The sequence below is a fragment of the Bacillus sp. PPSBB_2 genome (assembly GCF_045291115.1).
GTDB classification, from domain to species: Bacteria; Bacillota; Bacilli; order Bacillales; family Bacillaceae_G; genus Bacillus_A; species Bacillus_A cereus.
In genome coordinates this window covers 2,249,415-2,275,893 of sequence record NZ_CP147983.1, presented here as the reverse complement: position 1 = coordinate 2,275,893, position 26,479 = coordinate 2,249,415, and the positions used below count along the sequence as shown (strand labels likewise).

The following is a 26,479-nucleotide window of genomic DNA, read 5'->3' as shown; positions in this document are numbered from 1 at the left end:
TTTTAAACGATTGATTTATTAGAAACATTCGCCGCTACTTTACGTTGTGATAGTACATAATAAATAGCGATTCCTAATGAGAAGATCAATATGCAGCTTAATACGTAAAACGGAAGCATTACTCCGGCTTTAGATACACCCGCTGTAAACAGCATTAATAATACAATTCGTATTCCAGTACCAATTAGGCGAAATAAGCTGTCTACACGTCCCATTACTTCGTTTGGAATTTCCTCCATCATCAATACATTTCTCGCCACTCTTGTACCCGCATTTCCAACTGCATGAAAAATTGCAAGTCCATATAAGAAAATTACGGAAGGTTCAATAATCATTGCGGTAATTGAAATTACATAAATGAACATCGTCATAACGATTGAAACTTCTGTTTTGATATATTTCATTATGAGTGGAATACAGATTCCTGCAACAACCGCTCCAACCCCGTACATCATCCCCTCTATTGCGTATACAGAGGCATTGGCTTTAAGTATATCCGAAATATAAACTGGTATTAAATAATTTGCCATCATAACACCTATAAACGGCATATAAGTGGCCAGTAAGAACCAAAAGAGCTTAGGACGTTTTTTCATAAAGTGAATTCCTTCAAACAATTGCTTCTTAAATGTTATTTTTCTTTTCACTTCTTTTTTCTTTACGTACGGTATACATAAGAAAAGAAAAAATGCTCCAGCAAAAGTTAACATGTCTACTAACAAAATCCACTTCAAAGATACAATTTCAATTAAGAAGCTCGCGGCCGCTCCAGAAATAACTTGTGTTAACTGTCCTTGTATTTCCATCGTTCCACTTAAACTTTTATAATGTTCTGCTTGAAATATCTCTTGGTTGAACGCAAATATTGTAGGATAAAATAATAAATAGTAGAATGATCCGGCTATATAAATAAGAATATAGTGAATAGAATGATAAGGTTGCCCAGCAAATCCCCATATAACCATTATTCCGATTACGGCTATTCCGATTCCTTCGTTACATAGCAATAAAGATTTTCTTGAAAAACGATCAATACTTTGCCCAATGAATGGTGTTAATAAAAACATAATGAGGGTTGCAATGATAGAAACATAACCAAATGTTGTCTCTCCTCCACTCTCTTTAATTAACAGCCAAGGAATCGTTATCATAACAATTCCGGAACCAATAGCAGATAGACTATTGGCTCCTAGAATGTAATACAAGCGAGAATCATGATAAAGTGAGGACATATCACTCCACTCCTAGTTGTTTTTTCACCTCTTTATATACGCTCATATATGCTTTCAATTCTTTAACTACATCATGAATTAATGGTTTTGCATCTTCCCCAAGTTCACCATCTTGCACATGTAATCCATCAAGCACAACTTGTTTTGGAATTGCATTTGCATAAACACCTCTAGCGACCGTTCGCATGCTGTTTAATGCATTTATTCCACCTTTACCGCCACCAGCAACCGCTAACAACGCAACTGGTTTATGAATAAATTCACTACTACTTAAGTAATCTAAAGAGTTTTTCAGCGCACCGCTCATCGCATTATGATATTCTGGTGTACATAATACAACCCCATCCGCAGCTTTCACTAACGTTTTTAATTTTTTTACTGCCTCTAAATCACGTTGCGACTCTTCTCCATTGTATAAAGGTAACTCCTCAATTGCTAAATCATATAATTCCCCTTCAAATTGATCCGCAATATATTTTGCCACCACGCGAGTTCTACCAAATTTTCTTGGTGTACCGTTAATAACGACTAGTTTCATGATTATTTCTCCCCTTTGTTTTCAAGTTCTACTTATATATTATCAGAAATTTCTATACAAAACACAATATAAAGAGTTAACTTGTTTCATAAAATAGTATGATAAACAAAAAAGAACTCATACTTTCGTATGAGTTTCGTACAATTACTTTGATTCATCTCTCATGCTCAATGTACCTAAACTTTCATTTGCTTCAAAATGATTATATGCTTTTTCCGCTAATCTTTTCCGTTCTTCTGGTAATTCTATATATTTCATTACGTTTTCAATTATTTTTTCGTACGGAGTAAATACAATTCCTGGCCACTCTACCTCATCTTCTGGATTACTATTTTCGGAAATAATAAATTTCTTATTTGCGACTGCATAAGATACGCGAGGTGTTTCAAGAATTCCTGATAAGTAAAAATGAATATTTAATATAATTTTAGCTCTAGCAATCAATTCATTTCGAACAATTCCCCACGCATTATTTTTAAAAACTATATTTAAATTCGGGGCAATCGCTTTTAGATGATCAAAAATAGCTTGTCGCCTCGGATTAAGAGCACCTATAAACAGAATATCAATATCTTCAATAATCTCATCTTCAAACGCATCTTTTTTTATTTCCAAAGTTGGAGCATAGTTCATTTCTACATGTTTTATTTCTTTTCCTACCCCTTTTTGTTTAAGCCATTCTATATTTTGTTTACTATAATCCCAAATCACTCTATCTTTTAATAATATTAAATAAAGGGGATGCGCATATGGACTTCCTTCGTATAGCTGTTCTAAATTATAAATAATTGCATCTTTCGGAAGAAGGTTCGGGTTATATGCGTATGTATGGGCTCCAAAAACAACTGTATTCTTTACATTTTCCAGTATTGTTTCTGATATAATTACTGTATTTCCCTCCTGCTCCAACCGCCACTTTAAAGCTCGCGCAACATCTATGAAACTACCGTATGTCTTTGGGCATATAAAAAGACAATAATCATATTCTTTATTCAAATAAACTTCCATTAATCTTAAATTATTTTTATATAGATCTACATCCGGATGTTTAAGTACCAACTCATTTGCATGTTTTCTTGCTACTTTATATAATCCAGCATAATAAGCAGCGATGCATCTTCTTAATTCGATTCTTTCCCGATCTTCATCTAATACATCCATGTTTAAAAGAAGATTTGCGATACAGTACGCTTTTAAATGATCACGATCATAATAATAGTCTAGTAGTGGCATCAATTCTTCATACGTATTTCCATGCACCGATTCTCCTAGTTCAATCGCCCATCGCATTAATTCCATGATTACTCCACTACTCCTTTAATCGAAAATGTATTTAATAAAATTTCGCATTATTCTCTACTATATTTGCTATATGAAATGGAATCTTTTCTTTTATCGATTCCAAATACTTTTGCGACACCGCCCCTAAATGTTTTTTATGAGGTATATAGAAAGCACTAATAGAAATTTCATAGTCAAATAAGTAATCATACACATGATAATCTACAAATAGTAGATCATCCTTTGGAAAAGGAATTTCCTTCCCTTGCAGAGCATACATCAAAGCAATATTGTTTTGAGATCGTAATCGATACAACCTTGCAAGTTGGTATAATGGTTCAGCCCGGGTTGGTCTATATTCCCACGCTTTTTGAAAATAAAAAACAGCTAATGCTAAATATTGCTCTTCTTGCCCTTTAACAGTTTCTTTTTCATCAGCATCTGTCACTTCATTTTGTTTATTTGCTGAACGATTTGCTAACTGCTCATAACAAAATCCTATTCGCAATAACGAATAGAATACCTCTTCAACCCATCCTCCTGCTTCCACTCGTTTTTTATACCATTTAATTGAATTCTCAAATTGGCTTAAATGAAAATAAGTCTGAGCTAAATAAAATAAATATCTTATATGCAAATCTGGCGTTGTTTCTGGGTCGTTTATTCCCTGTAACAACAACCTCTCATCTCTTTCAAATTTATCAGCTTTGCTCCCGCCATCTCCGGGATCATTCACGACAAGAGTCTCTAACCGAGCTACCCTCGTATTGTAATTCGCTCCAACTTTTGAACGATCTATATCCCAATACTCATGAGTAACACCGACAGATTTCCATGGTAAAGAAGCTTTCAAAAGACGTGTAAGCCAATATTTAATATGAACATCATATTGTAATGTAAGATAATGATCTTCCGTTAAGCTCGTTTTATCGAAATTCGGATCAACCTCTAAAATCATATCCGCATCTAATATTAATAAATAATCTGCTTCTGGGTATGTTTTTTGCGCTAACGAAACAGCTAAGCTTCTGTTATAACCAAAGTTTTTAAACGGCTCATGATGAACCGTCCCAGGTATCTCATTTTCCTTACACCAATTTTCAATAATTTCAGGCGTATTATCCGTCGATCCAGTATCACAAATAGAAACAAAGTCTACAATTGATTTTGTTGCATTTAAACATCTTTCCATAATTCTAGACTCATTTTTGACGATCATACAAAGACATAACTTTTTTTCTTCCTTTACAGACTTCACTTGCTCATTTCCCATTTAACCACCTCATATTTTATTAACACGCTCTTCTCATATGTAACAACATTTCTTAGCTATACTGATGACATAAGCACCCTTTTACTATTTATGAAAACTTCATTTTATTTATTCTTACTTTTATGTTGGGACATATTTCATGCTTCGCTTTATATTTGATACAATCAATACAAAAAACATAATACGGGAATCCGTACATTTCAAAGTCTAAGAGGAGGTTATATTTTGTTGGATTACATTTGGCTAGATGACAAATCACCAATTTTAGAACAACTACCAAGAAACTTTAAATTTGCAGCTATATTGCTACATCCTTTTATCCAAATGCTTTTAGAATGGGAAAAGTCTGTGAGAAAAAGACCATATGAGCACATCTATCCTAGCGCTGAAGAAATCATTTATAATGGGAAATCCGTTTCTTGGAAGGAAATGATGTCTTGTAGTGGATTACATTCATACGCAGACCTAGCAATGGCCATGTTGACTTCCATTAGTGCCCTTTCAGAAGAATATAAAAGAGAGGATTTAGCTGAAAAGCTACATTCAAACTTAAAAAAAGATCTTTACTATCCAACAGAAGATTATACGTCTATATTTTTATTACACAAATTACTTAAACTCCTCGGTTCTAAAGGTGCAAAAAATCTATATTTCTCTGAACCAATTCTTGATACAAACGGATTATTACAGGTAAATAATACTACTCCATTAGATATTTGGGACATTAGCAATAATGAGTTAATTATTACTGGCGAAGATAATGAGTATGCGTTTATGAGTATATACGATTCCTTTACAACCTTATTATTAGCTAAAGAAGAAAATATAGAATATATTGTTCATTCAATGAACGTTGAAGCTATCATTTGTGACAAAAAAACGATGATTGATTGGTATTTTTAAATTAGTAGTTTCTTAAACTATAAAAAAGAAACTTGCGCTTATGCACAAGTTTCTTTTCAAAAACATCCTTATTTTTTCACAACTTCATGTCCACCGAACTGATTACGTAGTGCTGAAACTACTTTTCCATGGAATGTATCATCTTCCTGAGAACGATAGCGCATAAATAATGACATAGCGATTACTGGTGCTGCAGCTTGAAGTTCAAGTGCAGTTTCAACAGTCCATTTTCCTTCTCCTGAAGAGTTCATTACACCTTTAATGCCATCTAGTTTCGGATCTTCTGCAAATGCTTTTTCAGTTAAGTCCATTAACCAACCACGGATAACTGATCCGTTCGCCCATACTTTTGCAACATCTTCATAATTGAAATCAAAGTCACTCTTATCTAGTACTTCAAATCCTTCAGCGATTGCTTGCATCATGCCGTACTCAATACCGTTATGAACCATTTTTAAGAAATGACCACTACCAACACGGCCAGCATAAGAATAGCCATTTTCTACTGCTAAATCTTTAAATAAAGATTCTAATTGGTCGTAAATTTCTTTTTCTCCACCAACCATTAAGCAAGCACCGTATCTAGCTCCTTCTACACCGCCTGATGTACCGATATCTACATAATGTAATCCGAAGCTTTTTGCTTCTTCAGCACGGCGTAACGTATCTTTATAGAATGAATTTCCGCCTTCAATAACGATATCACCTTCATCTAATAACGGATACACATCTTTTAATACTGACTCTACAACTTCTCCTGCAGGCACCATTACCCAAATTGTACGAGGAGCTTCTAGTTCAGCAATCATTTCTTTTAATGTATGACGTGCAGTAATTCCTAGTTTTCCTGCCTTTTCAACAAGCTCTTTATTTACATCGTATACAACTACTTCATGCTTGTCTTCATATAAGTGTTCAGCTAATGGGAATCCCATTTTTCCTAATCCAATTAAACCTAGTTTCATATTAATCAATCTCCTATTCTATACAAATATATTTAATATCGAAATTAGCCCAAGTGCTACTACAGATAATATAGTCTCCATTGCAGTCCATGTTAATAATGTTTCTTTCACAGTCATTCCGAAATACTCTTTAATCATCCAAAATCCTGAATCATTCACGTGTGATAAAATTAATGACCCTGCACCAGTTGCAAGTGCTAATAATTCAACATTTACACCTGGTGTGCTTGCTGCAATCGGCGCAACAATACCAGCTGCTGTCATCATAGAAACAGTTGCCGATCCAGTTGCAATTCGGATTAGTGCCGCAATTCCCCACCCTAATAATATCGGTGAAATATGTGATTCTTTCGCCATATCTGCAATTGTCGTTCCAATTCCAGAATCTAATAATACTTTATTAAATGCGCCGCCTGCACCAATCACTAACAATATGTTTGCAATAGGTCCAAGGCAATCATTTGTAAATTGTAACACTTTATCTTTTGAGAAACCTTTTGCATATCCAAGACTAAAGAAAGAGTAAATGGTTGCAATTAATAAAGCCACAATCGGATCTCCAATAAAGTGTAATACTTGTGCTAGTTGACTCGTTTTATTTAATGCAACTTCTGCTATTGATGCACCAAGCATAAGAAATACGGGAAGTAAAATTGTAAACAATGTATTCCAAAAGCTAGGAAGCTCTTTTTTATTATCTTTTTCAACAAATTGCTCCGCTATATCTAATGGTACTTCCTTATGTATACGAGCACCAATCCATTTCCCGTAAAGTGGACCTGAAATAATTGCAGTTGGAAGTCCGACAATTAACGCATATAAAATTGTCTTCCCTACATCTGCTTTAAAAATACCAACTGCCGCCATTGCCGCTGGATGCGGTGGAACAAGTCCGTGTACGACTGACAGTCCTGCTACTAGCGGAATACCAATTGTAATAAGTGATACCCCAGTTTCTAACGCAATTGTAAATACTAACGGAATTAATAGTACAAATCCAACTTGGAAAAATACCGGAATTCCTACTAAAAATGCAACGAACATCATCGCCCAGTGAACTCGTTTCTTCCCAAAACGATTAATTAATGTGTTAGCGATACGTTCAGCACCACCAGATTCGGCCATCATTTTTCCAAGCATCGTTCCTAGTGCTAAAACTATTGCTAAAAACCCTAACGTATTACCAAGCCCTAGTTTAATAGAATCAATAATCCCTGGATCTTTTGGTGAAGTTCCAATTAAAGGCATTCCCATTGCTAATCCTACACCAATTGCTGTTAAAATTAATGCGACAAATGGATGCCATTTTACTACCGTAATAAGTAAAAGTAGTATGACAACTGCCGCTAGTACGATCCCAACTACCATTTCTCCCAATCCCCCTATTGTTTACGTTGGAAAGCAGCTATACAATCAAATTCTTCTTTCAAGCGATTGTAAAGTCGTTCATACATATAAAACATTTCTAAATATATAGCCGTATTTTCTTTATTCGGTACATGGTGATGGACAATATCAATCCAATCCTTTACCTCTTCAAGAGAATCAATTTTTCCTACAGCATATAAAGCAACTGCCGCTGCCCCAAGCGCAGATGCTTCATGACTTTCAGGTACAAGCAATTCTTTTCCCATCATATCGGACAACATTTGTCTCCAAAATGCAGATTTTGCAAACCCTCCTGAAACTCGTATTTCAGTAAGTGGCCCTGTACAATCCCTGATTGCGAGTGCTACTGAATATACACTCATACAAACACCTTCCATCACTGCACGTATAAAATGTTCTCGCTTATGTTGAAGATTGATTCCAAAGAATGTACCACGAGCATTTGCATTCCAGTAAGGTGCGCGTTCTCCAGATAAGAAAGGTAAGAACAATAGCCCATCCGCTCCAGCTGGTACGCTTTCTGCATATTTAATTAATAAATCATAAGGATCAATGCCGAGCTTTCTTGCTACTTCTTGCTCTGGACTACCAAATTCATCACGTAACCATCTCAGTAATATTCCGCCGTTATTCGTTGGACCACCGATTACCCAGTGCTCATCTGTTAATGCGTAACAAAACGTTCTCCCTTTCTCATCTGTATTTATATTTGATGAGATTGTTCGAACCGCACCACTCGTTCCAATCGTAATTGCAGCCGCACCCGGTGATATCGCACCAACTCCTACATTTGCAAGAACCCCATCACTTGCTCCGATGACAATTGGTGTTTCTGCACTTATCCCCATCTTCTGTGCTAATTCTGGCTTCATACCTGATAAAATATATGTAGTTGGTACAGGGGTTGATAATTGTTCTGGTGACATATGTAACATAGTTAAAACATCTTCATCCCAGTTTAATGTTTCTAAATTAAATAACCCTGTAGCAGAAGCAATCGAATAATCAACTACGTAGCGTGAAAATAATTGGTAAATCACATACTCTTTAATGGAAATGAATTTATAGGCACTTGTATATAACTCTGGTTCCTCTTCTTTCATCCATAACAATTTAGAAAGTGGTGACATTGGGTGAATCGGTGTACCTGTACGTCTATAAATTTCATGCCCATTCATTTGTTGTAATAATTTTTCTGATTGCTTCGTACTTCGATTATCTGCCCAAATGATAGAACGCGTTAATGGCGCACCATTTTCATCTACTGCAATTAATGCGTGCATAGCTGTACTAATACCGATTGAAGAAATATCTTCTGGTAATACATTACCTTTTTCAATGGCAACGCTTACACTTTTGTATACAGCGGCACATATTACATCAGGATCTTGCTCAGCCCATCCTACATTCGGTTGAATAATTGGGTAATCGATTGCATGTGATGCAATGACTTTTCCTTTTTCTGTGAACACAACCGTTTTTGTACTTGTGGTACCGATATCAATCCCGATTACTCTCCCCCTTGTTTCCATGCGAATCTTCCCTTCATTTCTAGCAAAATACGATTTAGTAAACCGTTTACATGAATTAGTATATAAAATATTTTTTCGTTTATCAAGTTATAAAAAGAAATTTTTTTTCATATCAAAAAATAAATCCCCTCATTCCATTTCACTTATATACTAAATTTAGCTTTTCCATGCGGTAAAATTACGTTATATTCGTTACGCAATACACTCTTTTCTCTCATTAACAACACATACATAGTCCTCCATACGTTCTACTTATTTGCTTGAAGAAAGAGTTGAAAAGCAATATTTATTTTTAGCGGTCACGTAACATCACCATCAAACCAAGAAAAGTAACTAACCGCAGAATGAGAATTCTGTGCATTTTACTCTTATTTATTGTTTTAGGTTCACTAGTCTTTTATCTTGATAAACATAGAGCGTGACCCCCTATTATCACTTTTTTATCTTGTAAATATATCTTGCATACTATAAAATCGAAAAGTATTTTTATTTTTCAGAAAAATAAAAACAATAACACGAAATTTATTGTATAATGTTGTAAAAAGATGTCGGAGGGATTTAATGTTAAATAAAATATCTCAATTCACAATTAAGCTTTCATCAATTCTTTTATCACTCTTACTATTATTAAATTTACCTTATTTATTTATTACTCAACAAGGATTTACCTTTCAACCAATTTATTTTTTTAATCAGACCGTTACTATGTTAAAACAGGTTTTTTCCCCTGAATCATTAGTGATTATAGGATCAGACCCGAAGTTTGGCCATTTCAAAAAAACACCATTATTTCCAACTGTTTTAGAACCTTACCTATATTCATTTACTATATTATTTTTAGCCTTTTTTCTTGCTCTCTTTTTATCATCTAGCATGGCATTTTTTTATTTTTTAGCAAAAGATTATATAAAAAAATGGATAAACCGAATTGTGTTCATATTAGAAGCTGTCCCTGATATGATGATGATGATTTGTTTGCAAATTTTTTTCATATGGGTACTTCAGAAATTTGGGGAATCTCCCGTCACTATTATTTCCTTTAATGAAAATCGAGCTTATTTACTCCCTATTTTATCATTAGCTGTCTTACCTACATTACAAATGTTTCGGATGATGGTGTTATACATAAAAGAAGAGCAAGGAAAACATTACGTAGAGGTTGCATATGGAAAAGGCCTTTCATCAAGTTATATACTATGCATTCATTTATTCAAAAATATATCTATCCACTTCTTCCACCATTTAAAAACGATTTTTGTTTTCTTACTTTCTAATTTATTCATTTTAGAATTTGTTTTTAATATGGAAGGCATTATTCAATTTTTATTTAATAAGGCGTTTGTTTCACCTCCAGCTGCATTTATCATACTTGTTATGATTATTTTACCATTTTATGCTATTTTCCAAATAGTCTCATTCATGATGAATAGATGGAAAAAGCAATTGAAAGGAGTATCATTATGAAATCTATTTGGAAATCAAAACGCTTTTTAATCGGCTTTACTTATCTATTCATACTTATTTCAGCTAGTTTTATTTATAGTTGGTTCTTTAAAGATAACATCCCAAAACCTCCTCAGTTACTTTACAATGACAATAACGAATTACTTGGAAAGGCCCCCTTTCCGCCATCGTTAATTCCACCTTTTGGATCTGATCGTTTTGGAGAGTCTGTTTTCTTACAAATTGTAGAAGGAGCAAAATTCACTATTTTATTAGCCATGGCAATTAGCTTCTTTCGAATTTTATGCGGAACATGTATAGGAATCCTCTTAAGTTTATTTGCTCCAAAACTCAAAAGATTTTTCCAGTCATGCTCAGAAGTTTTTTATTATATTCCAACTCTATTTATCGCATTCATACTCATCACGCCCGTTAATATTATAATCACATCAAATGCTGATGGGGTAGATCCAAATATTTCATTTACGTTTTATCAAGTACTCGTACTTATTTTCGTCGCTCTGCCTACACTTTCTTTATACATATCCTCAGAGGTTGATGAATTTATGAAACAAGATTACATCTTAAGTTCACAATTACTGGGGGCTAGTCGTTTTCATATTATTAAAAAACACTTACGAGTCTTATTACTTGACCGCTTATTTGTATTATTTATGGAACATATCGTCCAAACACTCATACTCGTTATCCATTTAGCGCTGCTTAACATTGTAATTGGCGGCATACAAATGCGTGAACTCTATGACGGAGTGCTCAAACCTGTTTCTCTATCTAATGATTGGGCAGGTCTTATTGGATTAAATCGTAATGAAATGAATCTTTCATGGTGGATTATTTTTTATACTCTCGCTTCATTCTTTATTACGATTCTATTTATTAAGCTTATGACCATCGGGATTCAAGATGCACTGAAAGCAAGAGATTCGCAAATTGTAGCAATTCAAAACGTTCCAGATCATAAAAAATTTGTTAAACATAAAGATTCCTTTTCGTTTGCCAATAAAGTAAACCTTTAATCATTTCTCATTAATCAAGTATTAATTGGCATCGATATTAGTAGAAAATAAAGAAGATGATCCCTATTAAATACAGGGATCATCTTCTTATGCTGTCTAGCTTTTTTACATGTCCTTTGCTAGACTCATGCTTTTTATATTTAAAGTGAATTATTTGCAATCACAATTATGTTTTTTAAAATCAATTACCATACGCCCTTGAATTCTACCTTGTTCCATTTCTTCGAATACATTTTGTACTTTATCTAGAGAACAAGTTTGAACAACTGGCACTACTTTTCCTTCTGCCCCGAACATAAACGCCTCTTCCAAATCTTTACGAGTACCAACTAGAGAACCAACTACTTCAATTCCATCCAGTACAAGTCGTGGGATGTTTAAGTCCATTGTTTCTACTGGTAGCCCTACTGCAACTACTTTACCGCAAGCACGTACTGCATCAACTGCTGAGTTAAAGGCTACTTTAGAGACTGCTGTTACTACCGCAGCATAAGCGCCACCAAACTCCTCTTGCACAATTTTATCAGCAGGACCTTGAGAAATTGGATTGATAGTCATATCAGCACCAACTTCTTTCGCTAAGGCTAATTTGTCGTCATTAATGTCTACTGCGATTACCTTTGCACCAAATACATTTTTAGCATATTGGATAGCTAAGTTACCTAATCCACCGCAGCCATAGATTACAATAGGTTGACTAGGTTTAATATCTGATACTTTAATAGCTTTATATGTAGTTACACCAGCACAAGTAATTGATGATGCTTGAGCAGGATCTAATCCTTCTGGTACTTTTACCGCATAATCAGCTGTAACGATACATTGTTCAGCCATACCACCATCCACTGAATAACCAGCGTTTTTAACTTCACGGCAAAATGTTTCTCTACCAGTTACACAATATTCACAACGTCCACAAGATTGGAACATCCATGCAATACTTACACGGTCACCTATCTTTAGTGAAGTAACATCATCAGCTATTTTCGTAACAATACCTACACCCTCATGACCAAGAATACGGCCATCAGTGTTACCAAAATCATGATTCGCAACGTGTAAATCAGTGTGGCACACTCCACAATACTCTACATCTACTAACGCTTCACCTGAGTGTAACGGACGTAATTCTTTTTCAATCACTTCGATGTTTGCTTTGCTGTTTTTATTAACCACTACTGCTTTCATATGTGATCTCCCCTCGTAGAATATAGTTTAGATCAGTATTTCTGCTTTCTAATTACCCTGATTTTAAAAAAAATAGATAACAAGATTCCTTACGGAATTTGTTTCGATATTATTGAATTTCCCAGATACAATGGATGTATGGAAAGGATCCATCGGGAATTTGCTCATTTCCCCTGTAGCTCTGTCTACGATAAAAAGTCTGTTACCCGAGCCATTGCTATCACTACCAACACACTAGCTGTTTCGATAACTGATTGGGCTTTTGGATAGTAGTTCAAAAGGTAGCCCCCAAAAGTTGTCATTGTATTCTCGTAGGCGANTTAACCAAACAAGGCAATCGTTATCTTCGCTATTACTTAGTTGAGGCTGCCAATTCAGTAAGAAGATATTTGCCTGAATATCAAGCATTTTATCAAAAGAAATACAAAGAAACACCCAAACATCAACACAAAAGAGCCATCGTCTTAACCGCAAGAAAATTTGTGCGTCTGGTGGATACGCTACTACGTAACCATCAACTCTACACGCCACCAAGGAGCGTGATAGAAAAATAACACTTTGTTATTGACGCAATCTTGGAAACGGCCCGAAAAAATTTCATTTTTGGTCGGGTCTATTTCCGTATGCTGAAAAAATCGCACCTAGAAAAAATCAGTCTTGTTTTACTCTTGACTTATTACCACTAGACTTTAGTGTTTTAGCATTTTAATGAGTTTATCTCACAACTACTTTCTTCACTACTTTGGCTAGTTATTGTACCAAATTTAAGTGTTCAATCATCATTACATCTTCATCATAACATGACACTTCATAAACAACTTGTGAAATTATGAACAATATTTGAATTATTACACAAATCGGTCTTTATTTTAAATTTTTAAAAATGAGAGTTTATCATTGACTATAAGTAAGTCACATATTTCTAAAACAAAATAAAGTAACAAACTTCTCACCGATAAAAAAGCTCTTCACTCAATATTTTCTACATGTAAACACTTAGTTTCACAGTAATATCCTTTGCCACCAACATAAACTTTTTCTATTTTATTTTTGCTATTGGTTGCTAATTTAACTAATATTTCAGAAGGCGAGTGTAGAGAATAACCTTGTTCAAATACATAGACTTCTTTTTTCAAGTAGTCCTGTTCATAAAGGTAGCAAGCTAATGCACCGTTCGAAGTTCCAGTCGCTGCTTCTTCATTGATGTCGTATAGCGGAGCAAAATTTCTGCATATAATTCGATTGTCATTAAAAGTATATAAATGCATCCCGACAACATTATAATACTTGCTGATTTCTTTAATTTTTTCAAAATTAGGTTGCAGTGCATGTAATTGTATTTCGCTTTTTATAGGAATTAAAATATCTTTTAAGCCCGTGGAGACAATTTGAATTGGGTATTTATTGTCTATATCTTTACTATCAAAACAGTCGGTGAACTCATTTGGAGATACAACATCATAGAATATCGGTTTATTTTGTTCCATGAATATGATGTCATCTGTTATAGTAATAGTAAGAACACCGCTGTTCGTTTCAATCGTATAGCGATTCCTGAAAAGTTTATTTAAATGCATCAGTATCGCGAAAGAGCCAATTGTGGCATGACCACATAAATCAACTTCTTCTTTTGGAGTAAAATACTCAAATTTATAATCAGCAAGTTCAGATTCTGATATAAATGCGGTTTCCGCATAACCCAGTTGTTTGGCTATTTCCATTTTTTGAGTAGTGGTCAATGTATTTGTATTCTCAATAAATACCACTCCTGCTTTATTTCCGCCTTTATGATCCTTGCTAAATGCACTTGCAACATAAACAGATATTTTCATAAGACATCTTCCTCACTTATAGTAAATTATAGTATAGAAAGCACTACATATAAATTCCATTGGATAAATTATCCCTAAAATAAGAAACAAACTATTTTTAGCATTTGAACTCTCCAAAAATAGTTTGTCTACAGTCTGAAAGCTCTTCATTTGAAGAGCTTTTTTTATATTCGCTTCATCGAAATCGTTTCACGTATACTTTGTAAATTTTTTAGAGTTTCCTCTTGTCGCTGCAACGACAACCCTACATACAAAGTATCTAATAAGCTTAACTGTGCTAATCGTGATGAACTTGCTTCTGTGCGGAATTCAGTCTCACGTGTTGATGTATATAACGTTATATCAGCAAGTTGACTTAATGCTGATTTCTTATAGCTCGTAATCGCAATAATTTTGGCCCCTCTTGCTTTCGCTACTTCTAACGCTTCAAGTAATCCTTTATTGCTACCAGAATGAGAAATACCAATAACAACTGAATTTTCCGAGAGTAAACCTGCTCCCATAATTTGAAAATGCGAATCAGTATGGGCGATACAAGAAATACCCGTTCTCATAAACTTATGATACGCATCCATTGCAATAATACCAGAGCCACCATTTCCATAAAACTCAATTCGACTTGCTTTTTGTAAGGCTCGTACAGCCTGCTCAAGTGCCGTTTCATTAAGCAAATGTAAAGTATCTTGCAGTCCTGTAATATGCGAATGAAAAACTTTTTTAGCAACAGTTACCATACTATCTTCTGCTGATACCTCTTCATGGATATTTTGCATCGGTGTATGTACAATTTCACGAGCTAATGTAATCTTTAAATCTTGAAAACCTTGCAAACCAAGGTTTTTACATAAGCGGAATATCGTAGCTTCGGAACTATTCGTAACTTCAGCTAATTCTGTAATAGATTTATGTACAACATCTTGTGGATGTTTCAAAATATGTTCGGCAATACTTCGCAATTTCGGTGATAAACCATTTAACGAAGCCTGAATCTTTCCAATCCCACTTCTTGTACCAGGCATAGCATATCCTCCCCTTCCATCGTAGCTTTATCCTGTAAAAACCGATTAGTTAAACTAATCATCAGTGGGGATGGTCCCCCACTGATGAGAGTTTCACTTTATTGTACCTAATTATCGAAAGAAGAAAAACCTATATTAGGGATTACTATAAATTTTAATTGCTCCTATGTATTCTGTCATACGATATAACAGAATTATTCATGCTTATGAATAATTCTCTCCATGTTTCACTGCGTATAATGCGGCTTGCGTACGATCATCCACTCCCAATTTAGCTAAAACGTTTGAAACGTGTGTTTTCACAGTTTGTTCTGTAATATGAAGTTCTGCTGCAATCTCCTTGTTGCTTCTTCCTTTCGCAATTTCGCGAAGTACCTCTTGCTCTCTTTTCGTTAACATTGAAAAAGGATTTTCTACTTCCTTCTTTACTGCAGAACGCCCCATTAATGCAGGTGTTACTTTCGGGTGAAAATTCGCATTTCCTTGATGTACTGCAATAATAGAAGCGACAAGTTGCTCAGGTTGTACTTCTTTTAATTGATAACCATCTGCTCCAGCTTCAAGTGCTGGTATAACATAATCTTGCTCTGAAAAACTACTTAATATAAGTACCTTTATTGTCTCATCATATTGCTTTAGACGTTTTGTTGCCTCAATTCCATCCATTTTCGGCATCGATACATCCATTAGTACGACATCTGGTCTTTCTTTTTGCACGAAATGTAATGCCTCTTCGCCATTTTCCGCTTCCCCAATAATTTCAAATTCTTCTCTCGTTTTCAAAAAGAATACAAGTCCTCTTCGAACGATATGATGATCCTCAACTAGTAGCAGTTTAATCTTCAACCTTATTCTCCCCTTCAAATCGGCAATTGAATTTCTATTTTTGTACCCTTTTTCAGCTCTGTTATAATTTGAAACGATCCCTTCATTAACTGAATACGTTCCTTCATACTTTTCAGGCCAAGTGCTGATTCCCTTACTTGTTCTTGTATAAATCCTATTCCATTGTCTTCTATGTAAAAATGTAACTGGTTATTTTCTATTTTCAAAAGAATATGTACCTTTTCACACGAAGCATGCTTTTTACAATTATGTAGCGCCTCTTGGCTAATACGCCATAAAACTTCTTCTATTTCATCCCCAATTGAAACCATCCCATCAATTCGAACTTCCACTTGAACTCCTAATAACTTCCCGTAATTTTGAATTGCTTCTGCTAATCCTTTCTCCAATCCTTCAGGTCTTAATTGCCAAATTAATAGCGTCATCTCTTGTAATGCTTCTTGTGATAATTCCCCAATATAACTTAACATCTCTTGCAATTCTCTATCTTGCGTCATATTCAGAGTACCTTTCGCCGTTAGCATAATAGAAAATAACAATTGTTTTACTGAATCATGTAAATCACGTGCAAGTCGATTTCTTTCCGCTACCACTACATATTTACGTTCTTTCTCAACTAATTGAATACGTTGTATTGTCGTTCCAATTTGAAATGCAATTGATTCTAATAAGGCTAACTCTTCCTCAGAAAAATGAGTCTTATGAGGTGCAGCCACATTTAGTAGACCAAATTTTTCTGATCCAGACCTAAGCGGAATTGTCGCATGATGTGTAACATCTTCTGTCTCTCCCCAATTACATTCAATTGCATCTTCTATTCGCTTACATTCAATAATATTAGTCGCTTTTTCCAATCTCCCATTCACAAAACGTTCTACACACCAACAGTTTCCTTCACACATCGGCTTCTTCTTTTGCCACGTAAGAGCCTCTGGTAAATTTTCGTCTACAAGCATGCTGTGCTTTCCACTTTCATCAATAAAGAATATCCACCCTGTTTGTAAATTCATTACTTGTAACAATGTATGCAACACTTTTTCCAACATATGCTGTAAGTTTGTTGCTTCATTTAATAATTCAGCAATTTCTTTTAATGCTTCTAAACGACGCATCTCTTTTTCTTCAAAGTTCATTCTCATCACCAACTACAATTATAACATTAAGAAATTTCTAAATTCTATAAATAAAAAAAGAACCGAATTCCTTCAGCCCTTTCTTTATATCAATCATTTTATTATTGTTATTCTATCCAATGTTGGAAGCAGAATTTTTGTTAACAAACGATTCTACTTTAGCTGTCCGATAAAGATTGTCCACCATGGATATGCTGTAAACCTTCAGTAGTAACAACCATATTCGCTGCTGGCATTTGCACTTGATTCTTATGGAACATAGACATTAATTCAAATCTTACTTGTCTAGAAGTTTCAAAATAATCTTCTGGCTTTATTAAACCTGTAATACAAAATTCATAGCCAACATATTTCAAGTTAGGATTTAAGTCTGTAACACCGACGTATTTAAATGGTTCAACAGCCTCATCCTCTACTCTATAAAGAGTTTGATTCAATTCTTCATTACATATAATACATACTTCTTCTAACAATTCCTTCACTCTTGTTGGATCTTCCTGATAACTTACCGTGATGCGTTCAATTACACGCATCCATCCTTTATTAAAATTTTGTATCGTTCTAATCTCTCCGTGCGGGATGGTAAGTAGTTTTCCTGACCATTCACGAATTTGCATAAAACGAATACTAATCTCTTCAATAGTTCCTGAATTTGTTCCGTTAAAAGTTACAAAATCACCAACCCGAAACTCTTTGTCCGCTAATCTTGCAAAGCCTAATATAACATCTTTTAGCATCTGTTGTGCAGCAAAACCGATGACAACTCCAGCTATCCCTGCACCTGCAATAATACTTTTTATATCTACAAATTGGCTAATTAAATATATGATAAGACTGATGATAATGATATATCTAAAAATAGATCGAATTACACTTTGAATCGTCTGCTCTATCTCTTCATCAAAAAAGCTTGATTTCCTAAAAAACCAATCAATAATACGGTTTATTACAAAAGAAATAATGATTAAAACTAAAGCAAATAGTAAAAATCTTAAAAGTAAAAACTCTCTTACATAATTAAAAAATTCTTCAGTATACGTTAATAAGCTCATTTAACCACTTCCTTACTAATTAAAAAATTCATAATCGCCTAAGTTTGTTCCAGAAAAATCTATTATCCTAATCTAAAATGCCACTATCCTTACTATGTATTTTGACTCTATTACTAATTCACCTTAAACAGTATGTCTAGGTGTTCTTTTTCCTTTCCCTTTAAATATACCCTTTTTAATAACCTAAGGGGGGAGCAAATCGTGAAATTTTTTTATACGTTAAAACTTTATTCATGTCATTACGATTTCAACTCATTTATTCATTAACTACGTAAAAAAAGAGCTGAATTTATCAGCTCTTTTATTCGATATTAATTGTTGTCTTACTGCTCTTTTCTTCTTTCAATTTTGGTAATTCAATTGTCAGTACGCCATCTTTATAATTTGCTCTAACATTTTCTTCCTCAACTTGTTTAAAACTAAAGCGTCGAGTTACAGAACCTATAGAACGTTCTTTACGAATATATGTGCCATTCTCATTTTTTTCTTCTACTTCATTATGGTTAGTTGCTTGAATCGTTAATACATCTTGTTCAAAATCAACTTGAATGTTTTCTTTTTGAAAACCTGGTAAATCTGCTTTCACAGTATATTTATCAGATTGCTCATGAACATCTACTTTAAAAGTATCCATGTTCAGTGGCTTAAAGAAAGCATCTGTCATCCCTTCTAATAAAGAAGGCCCAAAATCAAAAATGCCATTTTGACGTTTTGTTATCTCTGGAAATAAATTACGCATATTTTTTCCTCCTTATTATTTATGAATGAAAGATTATCTCTTTCTGCCTTTATTATAACATTTGGTCAAAAAAGGTCAAAGTTTTTGTTTGACCTTTTTTGATGTATATTTTACCAAATAAAACAAATAAGTTATATGTCATCTCTCCCCTTATAAAGAGGAATATATCTACATAATAACGAATAGTTTATTTGCTCTTATTTTTTCTTACGGAGGTTACATACAATGGGATATATTGAAGAACTTAGAAAAGTTGTCGGATCAAGACCACTCAATCTAGCAGGAGTTGCTGTAGCTGTTTTCAATGAACAAGGACAAATAAAAGAGACCTTTTTTAAAGGCCTCTTTTTTCACTTCACTTCTGCATGTAAGCATGACTTAAAATGTCCAAGTGCATATTCATGCCCTTGTGCATTAAAAGATGCAACCGCCTTTTCATAAACAACAATTTTAAACCCTTTATTATAAGCATCTACTGCTGTATGAAGAACACAAATATCGGTACAAACACCTACAAGATGAACTTCTTCTATTCCTCTTTCTCTTAGCTTCATATCTAAATCCGTTCCAGCAAATGCACTATACCGTGTTTTATCCATATAATATACATTCTCTGCATTTTTATATATTTCGTACACATCTTGTAATTCACCAAACAAATCTCTTCCACTTGTACCAGCTATATTATGGGGCGGGAATAACTTTGATTCTGGATGATATACATCATTTTCTTCATGTTTATCAATAGCAAAGACAACGTAATCTCCATTTTCAATATATTGCTTCGTTATATGTACAATTTCCTTCTCAATTTCCTGTCCTGGTTTCCCGCAAGTTAAAGCCCCCTTTTCCGCTACAAAATCATATGTATAATCAATATTAATAAGAGCTCGTTTCATAACCACTATCTCTCCTTCTTCTGTTTCACAGTAAACAATAGAAAATTTGTTATTACGACATCGTATGTACTATTCGACATTTCAAATGAAATACCTACATTTTTCTTCTGAAACTTACCTTAGTCCGAGTTTATCATATAATAGATAAACAATGGTAAAACAAATAACTCCTATTAACAAGTCATGAATTTGATAATTGAGCGTTATTTGCATAAACTCTTGTATCGTAAACCAAATTACTGCCATCATTAGGCTAATCAAAATGATACGAATACACCAATTCACGTATTCAACCTCTTTCTCTGTCATAGTAGTAACAAGTGATTACTTCCTATTTAATCGTATTAGAAAATGAAATAAGTTATTCACTCTTGCACACTCTAGTCCAAACAAAAAAGCACACTACTTTTTGAGTAATGTACTTTTTATTCTTATTAAGACGCAGGTTTTGTCTCAAATGTTGCTTGATTAAAACTAATAACCTTTCCTTTCGGATCATTGTTTTCATACTGAACTGCAGTAATTGTATGACTACCTGTTTCCAGCGTTTTTTCTTTTAACTGCACTGTTGTCTGCGTTGTACTAGTTACTTGATGTTTATCTGTATACATTTGATCTACAAATACGAATGTTTCTTTATCACTTTGAAAATTAGAAAGTTCTAATTCAACTTGCTGAATTAACGTATCCTTTTTGATGAATACAGTCGGTATATTGCCGTTTTCAGAAGTACCATCTGGAGTAATAACTTTTACTTTCCCTTCTCCAATTGACATTGCTCCTTCAGGAAATACAACCATATTCTCATCACTTGCGTTTACAACTTGTTCTTCCTGTTTTGATTGCGCGTCCTCTTTTTCCTGTGGAGCACCGCAACCAACTAATAACAATACAGACAATCCAGTGATTATGAATTTTTTCAAAATTCATCCCCCCTGTAACTTCATTATAATTTATTATACAAAAATAACTTTTAAATTTTGAGACTACATTCAACACTTTCATGAACAAATAGAATCCTGCTCACGATTAATGTATCATACTTTCCTTAATAGAACATTAATTTTTTTTATGAAATAAATAGTAATTCCCTCTTATCTATCATTTTAGCCCAACATATGAATTACATACCCTCAAAAATAAAAAGACATTGTTAATTCAATGTCTTTTCTATACAGCAATTAAAAAACAAACGTTGTAATCTCATCTACTTCTTTTCTTGGAAGTTTCTTCGGTTTATCTTTCGGAAATCCGAGTGAAATAACCATATTTATTTGTTTTTCAGGCTCAATTTGTAAATATTGGCGCAGTTCATCTTGAGCTAGCAATACTGGCCCTGTCATTGGACAAGTACCAAGTCCCTTTGCATGTGCAGCTAGCATTAAGTTTTGTGCCGCTAAACAGCTACTCTTAATGCCTTCTTCTTCCCAAACTGAATCTGGAACAAAAGCAATTGGATCAAATATCTTTTCACGGAACTTTGATTCATATGGTGTTGCCAAACATACGATTAATACTGGTGCCTCCGAGAAAGCTGTTGCATATGGTCCGAAAGAACGTGTAAGTAATTTCCCTGCTTTCTCTTCTCCATTTTCTGCTGCTTTTGCCGCAAGTTTATGTAATGCATCCCATGTCATTTGTTCAATTTCTTTAATCTTCTCTCGATTCATGATAACTAAGAATTCCCACGTTTGTGAATTCGTATCACTTGGTGCGTAACGAGCACAATCAATTATTTCTTTTATATCATTAGTAGATACTTCTTGATCTGTAAACTTTCTAACACTTCGTCTTCCGTGAATTACTTCTTTAAAATCTTCATAATTCATATATTAAATCCCCTCGTAGAATATAGTTTAGATCAGTATTTCTGCTTTCTAATTACCCTGATTTTAAAAAAAATAGATAACAAGATTCCTTACGGAATTTGTTTCGATATTATTGAATTTCCCAGATACAATGGATGTATGGAAAGGATCCATCGGGAATTTGCTCATTTCCCCTGTAGCTCTGTCTACGATAAAAAGTCTGTTACCCGAGCCATTGCTATCACTACCAACACACTAGCTGTTTCGATAACTGATTGGGCTTTTGGATAGTAGTTCAAAAGGTAGCCCCCAAAAGTTGTCATTGTATTCTCGTAGGCGAGGTTGTGGTTACGCAATGAGCTTCTGGGAAATCCCATAGTATCGAAGCATATTCCAAATAACCAATGAAAGGAGGTCCTTCCAAATGAACTTATTTGTCGGATTAGATGTCAGCTCTGAGAAACTAGATGTGTGCTTTTTATCAGACGATAACCAATTGACAATTCTTCTTGAAGCGAGTCTCGGAAATGACGTGAAAGGCGCTCATCAAATTAAACAAAAAATTTTAGAATTTCAAAATGTGTACTCGTTTTCTCAAATCGTCATAGGCATGGAGTCAACTTCTATGTACAGCTTTCATCCTGCTACATTTTTTAATGAGGATCGAGAATTAAAGCGTATAAATACCGTCGTTACCATCGAAAATCCTTTTCGCATCAAGCAATTCAGTCGAATATTTGATGAAGATAAAACAGATAAAAATGATGCGATGCGAATCGCTGACTTTTTAAGAATCCAAAGATTCACTACGTCTCCCATTAAAGAAGAGAAATATATGGCTCTTCAACGTTTAACTCGCACACGTTACCAATTAATTGGACAACTTGTAGAAACGAAACAACATTTTCTCGAAAATTTAACTTACAAATGCAACACGCTCACGCGTGAGTTAAAGAATAGCGAAACTCCTTCTTCTGTATTTGGAGCTACCTTAATCGCTTTAATGACAGAAGATTATGGGTTAGAAGAATTAGCTCAAATGCCTTTAACAGATTTCGCCTCTTTGCTTCAAGAAAAAGGTAACGGCCGGTTTAAAAATCCAGAAGGATTAGCGAAAACGATTCAACGAGCCATTACTATGTCTTATCGTTTAGGAGAAGTCGCTCAAGAATCCATCAATATTATCCTGAGTATTCTTGCTCGCGAAATTCGTGCACTCGAAGCCAGTATCAAAGACCTTGATAAGGCAATTGAACAGCTCGTAATGGTCCTACCAGAATACCAATGCTTGACGAGTATTCCTGGTGTTGGAAAAGTGTATGCTGCTGGATTACTAGCTGAGATCGGACAAATCCAACGATTTGAAGACCAAACGAAACTAGCTAAATATGCCGGATTAAGCTGGAAAATCAAGCAATCTGGAAATTATCAGTCTGAAAATACGCCCTTAACCAAACAAGGCAATCGTTATCTTCGCTATTACTTAGTTGAGGCTGCCAATTCAGTANCTCGTAGAATATAGTTTAGATCAGTATTTCTGCTTTCTAATTACCCTGATTTTAAAAAAAATAGATAACAAGATTCCTTACGGAATTTGTTTCGATATTATTGAATTTCCCAGATACAATGGATGTATGGAAAGGATCCATCGGGAATTTGCTCATTTCCCCTGTAGCTCTGTCTACGATAAAAAGTCTGTTACCCGAGCCATTGCTATCACTACCAACACACTAGCTGTTTCGATAACTGATTGGGCTTTTGGATAGTAGTTCAAAAGGTAGCCCCCAAAAGTTGTCATTGTATTCTCGTAGGCGAGGTTGTGGTTACGCAATGAGCTTCTGGGAAATCCCATAGTATCGAAGCATATTCCAAATAACCAATGAAAGGAGGTCCTTCCAAATGAACTTATTTGTCGGATTAGATGTCAGCTCTGAGAAACTAGATGTGTGCTTTTTATCAGACGATAACCAATTGACAATTCTTCTTGAAGCGAGTCTCGGAAATGACGTGAAAGGCGCTCATCAAATTAAACAAAAAATTTTAGAATTTCAAAATGTGTACTCGTTTTCTCAAATCGTCATAGGCATGGAGTCAACTTCTATGTACAGCTTTCATCCTGCTACATTTTTTAATGAGGATCGAGAATTAAAGCGTATAAATACCGTCGTTACCATCGAAAATCCTTTTCGCATCAAGCAATTCAGTCGAATATTTGATGAAGATAAAACAGATAAAAATGATGCGATGCGAATCGCTGACTTTTTAAGAATCCAAAGATTCACTACGTCTCCCATTAAAGAAGAGAAATATATGGCTCTTCAACGTTTAACTCGCACACGTTACCAATTAATTGGACAACTTGTAGAAACGAAACAACATTTTCTCGAAAATTTAACTTACAAATGCAACACGCTCACGCGTGAGTTAAAGAATAGCGAAACTCCTTCTTCTGTATTTGGAGCTACCTTAATCGCTTTAATGACAGAAGATTATGGGTTAGAAGAATTAGCTCAAATGCCTTTAACAGATTTCGCCTCTTTGCTTCAAGAAAAAGGTAACGGCCGGTTTAAAAATCCAGAAGGATTAGCGAAAACGATTCAACGAGCCATTACTATGTCTTATCGTTTAGGAGAAGTCGCTCAAGAATCCATCAATATTATCCTGAGTATTCTTGCTCGCGAAATTCGTGCACTCGAAGCCAGTATCAAAGACCTTGATAAGGCAATTGAACAGCTCGTAATGGTCCTACCAGAATACCAATGCTTGACGAGTATTCCTGGTGTTGGAAAAGTGTATGCTGCTGGATTACTAGCTGAGATCGGACAAATCCAACGATTTGAAGACCAAACGAAACTAGCTAAATATGCCGGATTAAGCTGGAAAATCAAGCAATCTGGAAATTATCAGTCTGAAAATACGCCCTTAACCAAACAAGGCAATCGTTATCTTCGCTATTACTTAGTTGAGGCTGCCAATTCAGTAAGAAGATATTTGCCTGAATATCAAGCATTTTATCAAAAGAAATACAAAGAAACACCCAAACATCAACACAAAAGAGCCATCGTCTTAACCGCAAGAAAATTTGTGCGTCTGGTGGATACGCTACTACGTAACCATCAACTCTACACGCCACCAAGGAGCGTGATAGAAAAATAACACTTTGTTATTGACGCAATCTTGGAAACGGCCCGAAAAAATTTCATTTTTGGTCGGGTCTATTTCCGTATGCTGAAAAAATCGCACCTAGAAAAAATCAGTCTTGTTTTACTCTTGACTTATTACCACTAGACTTTTTACAGCGTTTTCAAAACTTGTCCTATGCTTGAATTATATCATGAAAAAAAGCTGGAAGAATACCAGCTTTTTTCTTCATGATTAATTTGTCACTTTCAACAAACGAATACTCTCTTCGTATGCAGCTTGTAGTTTTTTCGTAATTGGTCCTCTTTCACCAGCCCCGAACTGTTCATCACCAATTTGAACGACTGGGAATATTTCAAGTGGCGTCGCTGTAAAGAAGCACTCCTCAGCGTCATATACTTCTTGTAATGAAAACTCTCGTTCCTCTACATCGATATGTAACTCTTTCGCTAATGTAATTACATAGTGACGTGTAATACCATGTAAAATGAAATGATCCGCTGGATGTGTAATCAACTTATTATTCTTCACGATAAAGAAATTGGAATGACACCCTTCAGTCACAATACCATCTCGTACTAATATTGCTTCTTGATACCCTTGTTCATTTATTTTGTTTTTGATCATGATATTAGGAAGCAAATTTAAAGATTTTATATGGCAAAACTTCCACCTGATGTCCTCTTCTACTGTCACCTTAATCCCTGCCTCCATTGAAGCAACTGGTCTTGGGAACGAAACAAGATTTGCAAAATATGTCGGTTGTAAATCTGATTCATATAAATGATTGCGCGGTTGTGCACCTCTTGATATTTGTAAATATACATTCCCATCTTCTTGAAATTGATTTTTTTCAATCATTTGATATAACTCTTCTACTAATTCTTCCTTCGTAAACGGTGGAATTAGTTTTATTTCTGCCATAGAGTTAAAGAATCGTTCCAAATGTAAATCTAATAAATGAGGCTTGCCATCGTATAGTCTAAATACTTCATAAATCCCATCACCAAATTGGAAGCCTCGCTCTTCTAATGCTACCATCGGCTGTTCTTCTTTCGTATTAATCATTCTCCCATTAAACAAGATCCAATCTTTATGAATAGCTTTCATTCTTCCCCACTCCTTTATCACATGATTGATTTTATTGTACAACTTATGACACCCTGAAAGAAGGAATTTTCTGTATTTTTACAAACTAAAAATACATCACTTCGTAAAAGTGATGTATT

At 34.6% G+C, this 26,479-nt stretch carries 24 protein-coding genes and 2 pseudogenes; 7 read left to right on the top strand and 19 right to left on the bottom strand.

The window, feature by feature from the left end; translation table 11 throughout:
- Positions 1–2: 2 nt before the first annotated feature.
- From V6946_RS11435 to V6946_RS11420, 4 genes are all read right to left on the bottom strand, one after another.
- Complete coding sequence (locus V6946_RS11435) at positions 3–1,232, bottom strand: MFS transporter (RefSeq protein WP_000097159.1); 1,230 nt, start codon at positions 1,230–1,232, stop codon at positions 3–5.
- A gap of 1 nt (position 1,233) precedes the next feature.
- A complete protein-coding gene (locus tag V6946_RS11430) occupies positions 1,234–1,770 on the bottom strand; it encodes an NADPH-dependent FMN reductase (protein WP_000780355.1) in 537 nt (178 codons plus the stop codon).
- Between the two features lie 144 nt (positions 1,771–1,914).
- Positions 1,915–3,069 (bottom strand): hypothetical protein, encoded by a 1,155-nt coding sequence (locus V6946_RS11425; protein ID WP_000422328.1) that lies wholly within the window; start codon positions 3,067–3,069, stop codon positions 1,915–1,917.
- Between the two features lie 34 nt (positions 3,070–3,103).
- Positions 3,104–4,324: a glycosyltransferase gene (locus tag V6946_RS11420; protein WP_000526219.1), complete on the bottom strand. Its 1,221-nt coding sequence runs from the start codon at positions 4,322–4,324 to the stop codon at positions 3,104–3,106.
- Positions 4,325–4,549: 225 nt separating this feature from the next.
- Here V6946_RS11420 and V6946_RS11415 point away from each other — a divergent pair, with 225 nt between their 5' ends.
- Positions 4,550–5,227 (top strand): DUF2711 family protein, encoded by a 678-nt coding sequence (locus V6946_RS11415; RefSeq protein WP_406622315.1) that lies wholly within the window; start codon positions 4,550–4,552, stop codon positions 5,225–5,227.
- 68 nt (positions 5,228–5,295) lie between these two features.
- On the opposite strand, the gene gnd is transcribed toward V6946_RS11415, so the two are convergent.
- Genes gnd through gntK form a run of 3 tightly spaced genes read right to left on the bottom strand, consistent with a single transcriptional unit; the run spans position 5,296 to position 9,113 of the window.
- Positions 5,296–6,192 carry a phosphogluconate dehydrogenase (NAD(+)-dependent, decarboxylating) gene (gene gnd / locus V6946_RS11410; protein ID WP_006925155.1) on the bottom strand — a complete coding sequence of 299 codons (897 nt, stop codon included), beginning with the start codon at positions 6,190–6,192 and terminating at the stop codon, positions 5,296–5,298.
- An 18-nt stretch (positions 6,193–6,210) separates the two neighbouring features.
- On the bottom strand, positions 6,211–7,560 hold the full coding sequence (locus tag V6946_RS11405) for a GntP family permease (RefSeq protein ID WP_000260208.1): 1,350 nt from the start codon (positions 7,558–7,560) through the stop codon (positions 6,211–6,213).
- Between the two features lie 14 nt (positions 7,561–7,574).
- The gene (gene gntK / locus V6946_RS11400; protein WP_000449999.1) at positions 7,575–9,113 is read right to left on the bottom strand and encodes a gluconokinase; all 1,539 of its coding nucleotides are present in this window, start codon (positions 9,111–9,113) and stop codon (positions 7,575–7,577) included.
- A gap of 561 nt (positions 9,114–9,674) precedes the next feature.
- Between gntK and V6946_RS11395 the strand changes: the two genes are divergently transcribed.
- Together V6946_RS11395 and V6946_RS11390 are read left to right on the top strand one after the other, a co-directional pair.
- Positions 9,675–10,577 (top strand): ABC transporter permease subunit, encoded by a 903-nt coding sequence (locus V6946_RS11395; RefSeq protein WP_000932683.1) that lies wholly within the window; start codon positions 9,675–9,677, stop codon positions 10,575–10,577.
- Positions 10,574–11,593, top strand: a complete 1,020-nt coding sequence (locus V6946_RS11390) for an ABC transporter permease (protein WP_000836565.1) — start codon at positions 10,574–10,576, stop codon at positions 11,591–11,593. The genes V6946_RS11395 and V6946_RS11390 overlap by 4 nt, the downstream gene beginning before the upstream one ends.
- A gap of 150 nt (positions 11,594–11,743) precedes the next feature.
- On the opposite strand, the gene adhP is transcribed toward V6946_RS11390, so the two are convergent.
- Complete coding sequence (adhP, locus tag V6946_RS11385; RefSeq protein ID WP_000649119.1) at positions 11,744–12,781, bottom strand: alcohol dehydrogenase AdhP; 1,038 nt, start codon at positions 12,779–12,781, stop codon at positions 11,744–11,746.
- 320 nt (positions 12,782–13,101) lie between these two features.
- Between adhP and V6946_RS11380 the strand changes: the two are divergent.
- Positions 13,102–13,335: pseudogene (locus V6946_RS11380) on the top strand (IS110 family transposase); the annotation flags it as partial.
- Between the two features lie 414 nt (positions 13,336–13,749).
- Here the strand turns inward: V6946_RS11380 and V6946_RS11375 are convergent.
- From V6946_RS11375 to V6946_RS11350, 6 genes are all read right to left on the bottom strand, one after another.
- Positions 13,750–14,613 (bottom strand): PhzF family phenazine biosynthesis protein, encoded by an 864-nt coding sequence (locus V6946_RS11375; RefSeq protein WP_000704323.1) that lies wholly within the window; start codon positions 14,611–14,613, stop codon positions 13,750–13,752.
- 164 nt (positions 14,614–14,777) lie between these two features.
- On the bottom strand, positions 14,778–15,632 hold the full coding sequence (locus tag V6946_RS11370) for a MurR/RpiR family transcriptional regulator (RefSeq protein ID WP_406622314.1): 855 nt from the start codon (positions 15,630–15,632) through the stop codon (positions 14,778–14,780).
- A 204-nt stretch (positions 15,633–15,836) separates the two neighbouring features.
- Positions 15,837–16,478: a two-component system response regulator CasR gene (casR, locus tag V6946_RS11365; protein ID WP_006925150.1), complete on the bottom strand. Its 642-nt coding sequence runs from the start codon at positions 16,476–16,478 to the stop codon at positions 15,837–15,839.
- 14 nt (positions 16,479–16,492) lie between these two features.
- A complete protein-coding gene (gene casK / locus V6946_RS11360; RefSeq protein WP_170871709.1) occupies positions 16,493–17,590 on the bottom strand; it encodes a two-component system sensor histidine kinase CasK in 1,098 nt (365 codons plus the stop codon).
- Between the two features lie 179 nt (positions 17,591–17,769).
- Complete coding sequence (locus V6946_RS11355; RefSeq protein WP_006925149.1) at positions 17,770–18,663, bottom strand: mechanosensitive ion channel family protein; 894 nt, start codon at positions 18,661–18,663, stop codon at positions 17,770–17,772.
- A 301-nt stretch (positions 18,664–18,964) separates the two neighbouring features.
- Complete coding sequence (locus V6946_RS11350; protein ID WP_001245053.1) at positions 18,965–19,402, bottom strand: Hsp20/alpha crystallin family protein; 438 nt, start codon at positions 19,400–19,402, stop codon at positions 18,965–18,967.
- Between the two features lie 225 nt (positions 19,403–19,627).
- Between V6946_RS11350 and V6946_RS11345 the strand changes: the two are divergent.
- A pseudogene (locus tag V6946_RS11345) lies at positions 19,628–19,723 on the top strand (DNA mismatch repair protein MutT); the annotation flags it as partial.
- Positions 19,724–19,752: 29 nt separating this feature from the next.
- Here the strand turns inward: V6946_RS11345 and V6946_RS11340 are convergent.
- The 4 genes from V6946_RS11340 to V6946_RS11325 all read right to left on the bottom strand — a co-directional run bounded on the left by V6946_RS11340 (position 19,753) and on the right by V6946_RS11325 (position 22,130).
- Entirely contained in the window at positions 19,753–20,301 is a 549-nt protein-coding gene (locus V6946_RS11340) for a cysteine hydrolase family protein (RefSeq protein WP_061113273.1), read from the bottom strand.
- Positions 20,302–20,415: 114 nt separating this feature from the next.
- A complete protein-coding gene (locus V6946_RS11335; protein ID WP_033686798.1) occupies positions 20,416–20,610 on the bottom strand; it encodes a hypothetical protein in 195 nt (64 codons plus the stop codon).
- A gap of 125 nt (positions 20,611–20,735) precedes the next feature.
- The gene (locus V6946_RS11330; RefSeq protein ID WP_000713496.1) at positions 20,736–21,224 is read right to left on the bottom strand and encodes a hypothetical protein; all 489 of its coding nucleotides are present in this window, start codon (positions 21,222–21,224) and stop codon (positions 20,736–20,738) included.
- A gap of 258 nt (positions 21,225–21,482) precedes the next feature.
- Positions 21,483–22,130 carry a nitroreductase family protein gene (locus tag V6946_RS11325; RefSeq protein WP_001105284.1) on the bottom strand — a complete coding sequence of 216 codons (648 nt, stop codon included), beginning with the start codon at positions 22,128–22,130 and terminating at the stop codon, positions 21,483–21,485.
- Positions 22,131–22,533: 403 nt separating this feature from the next.
- On the opposite strand from V6946_RS11325, the gene V6946_RS11320 reads away from it, so the two are divergent.
- Both V6946_RS11320 and V6946_RS11315 read left to right on the top strand, forming a co-directional pair.
- Positions 22,534–23,631, top strand: coding sequence for an IS110 family transposase (locus V6946_RS11320; protein WP_406622312.1), 1,098 nt, complete (start codon positions 22,534–22,536; stop codon positions 23,629–23,631).
- 377 nt (positions 23,632–24,008) lie between these two features.
- A complete protein-coding gene (locus V6946_RS11315) occupies positions 24,009–25,265 on the top strand; it encodes an IS110 family transposase (protein WP_256426878.1) in 1,257 nt (418 codons plus the stop codon).
- A 219-nt stretch (positions 25,266–25,484) separates the two neighbouring features.
- On the opposite strand, the gene dat is transcribed toward V6946_RS11315, so the two are convergent.
- Positions 25,485–26,360 carry a D-amino-acid transaminase gene (gene dat / locus V6946_RS11310; protein WP_006925143.1) on the bottom strand — a complete coding sequence of 292 codons (876 nt, stop codon included), beginning with the start codon at positions 26,358–26,360 and terminating at the stop codon, positions 25,485–25,487.
- Positions 26,361–26,479 lie beyond the last annotated feature (119 nt).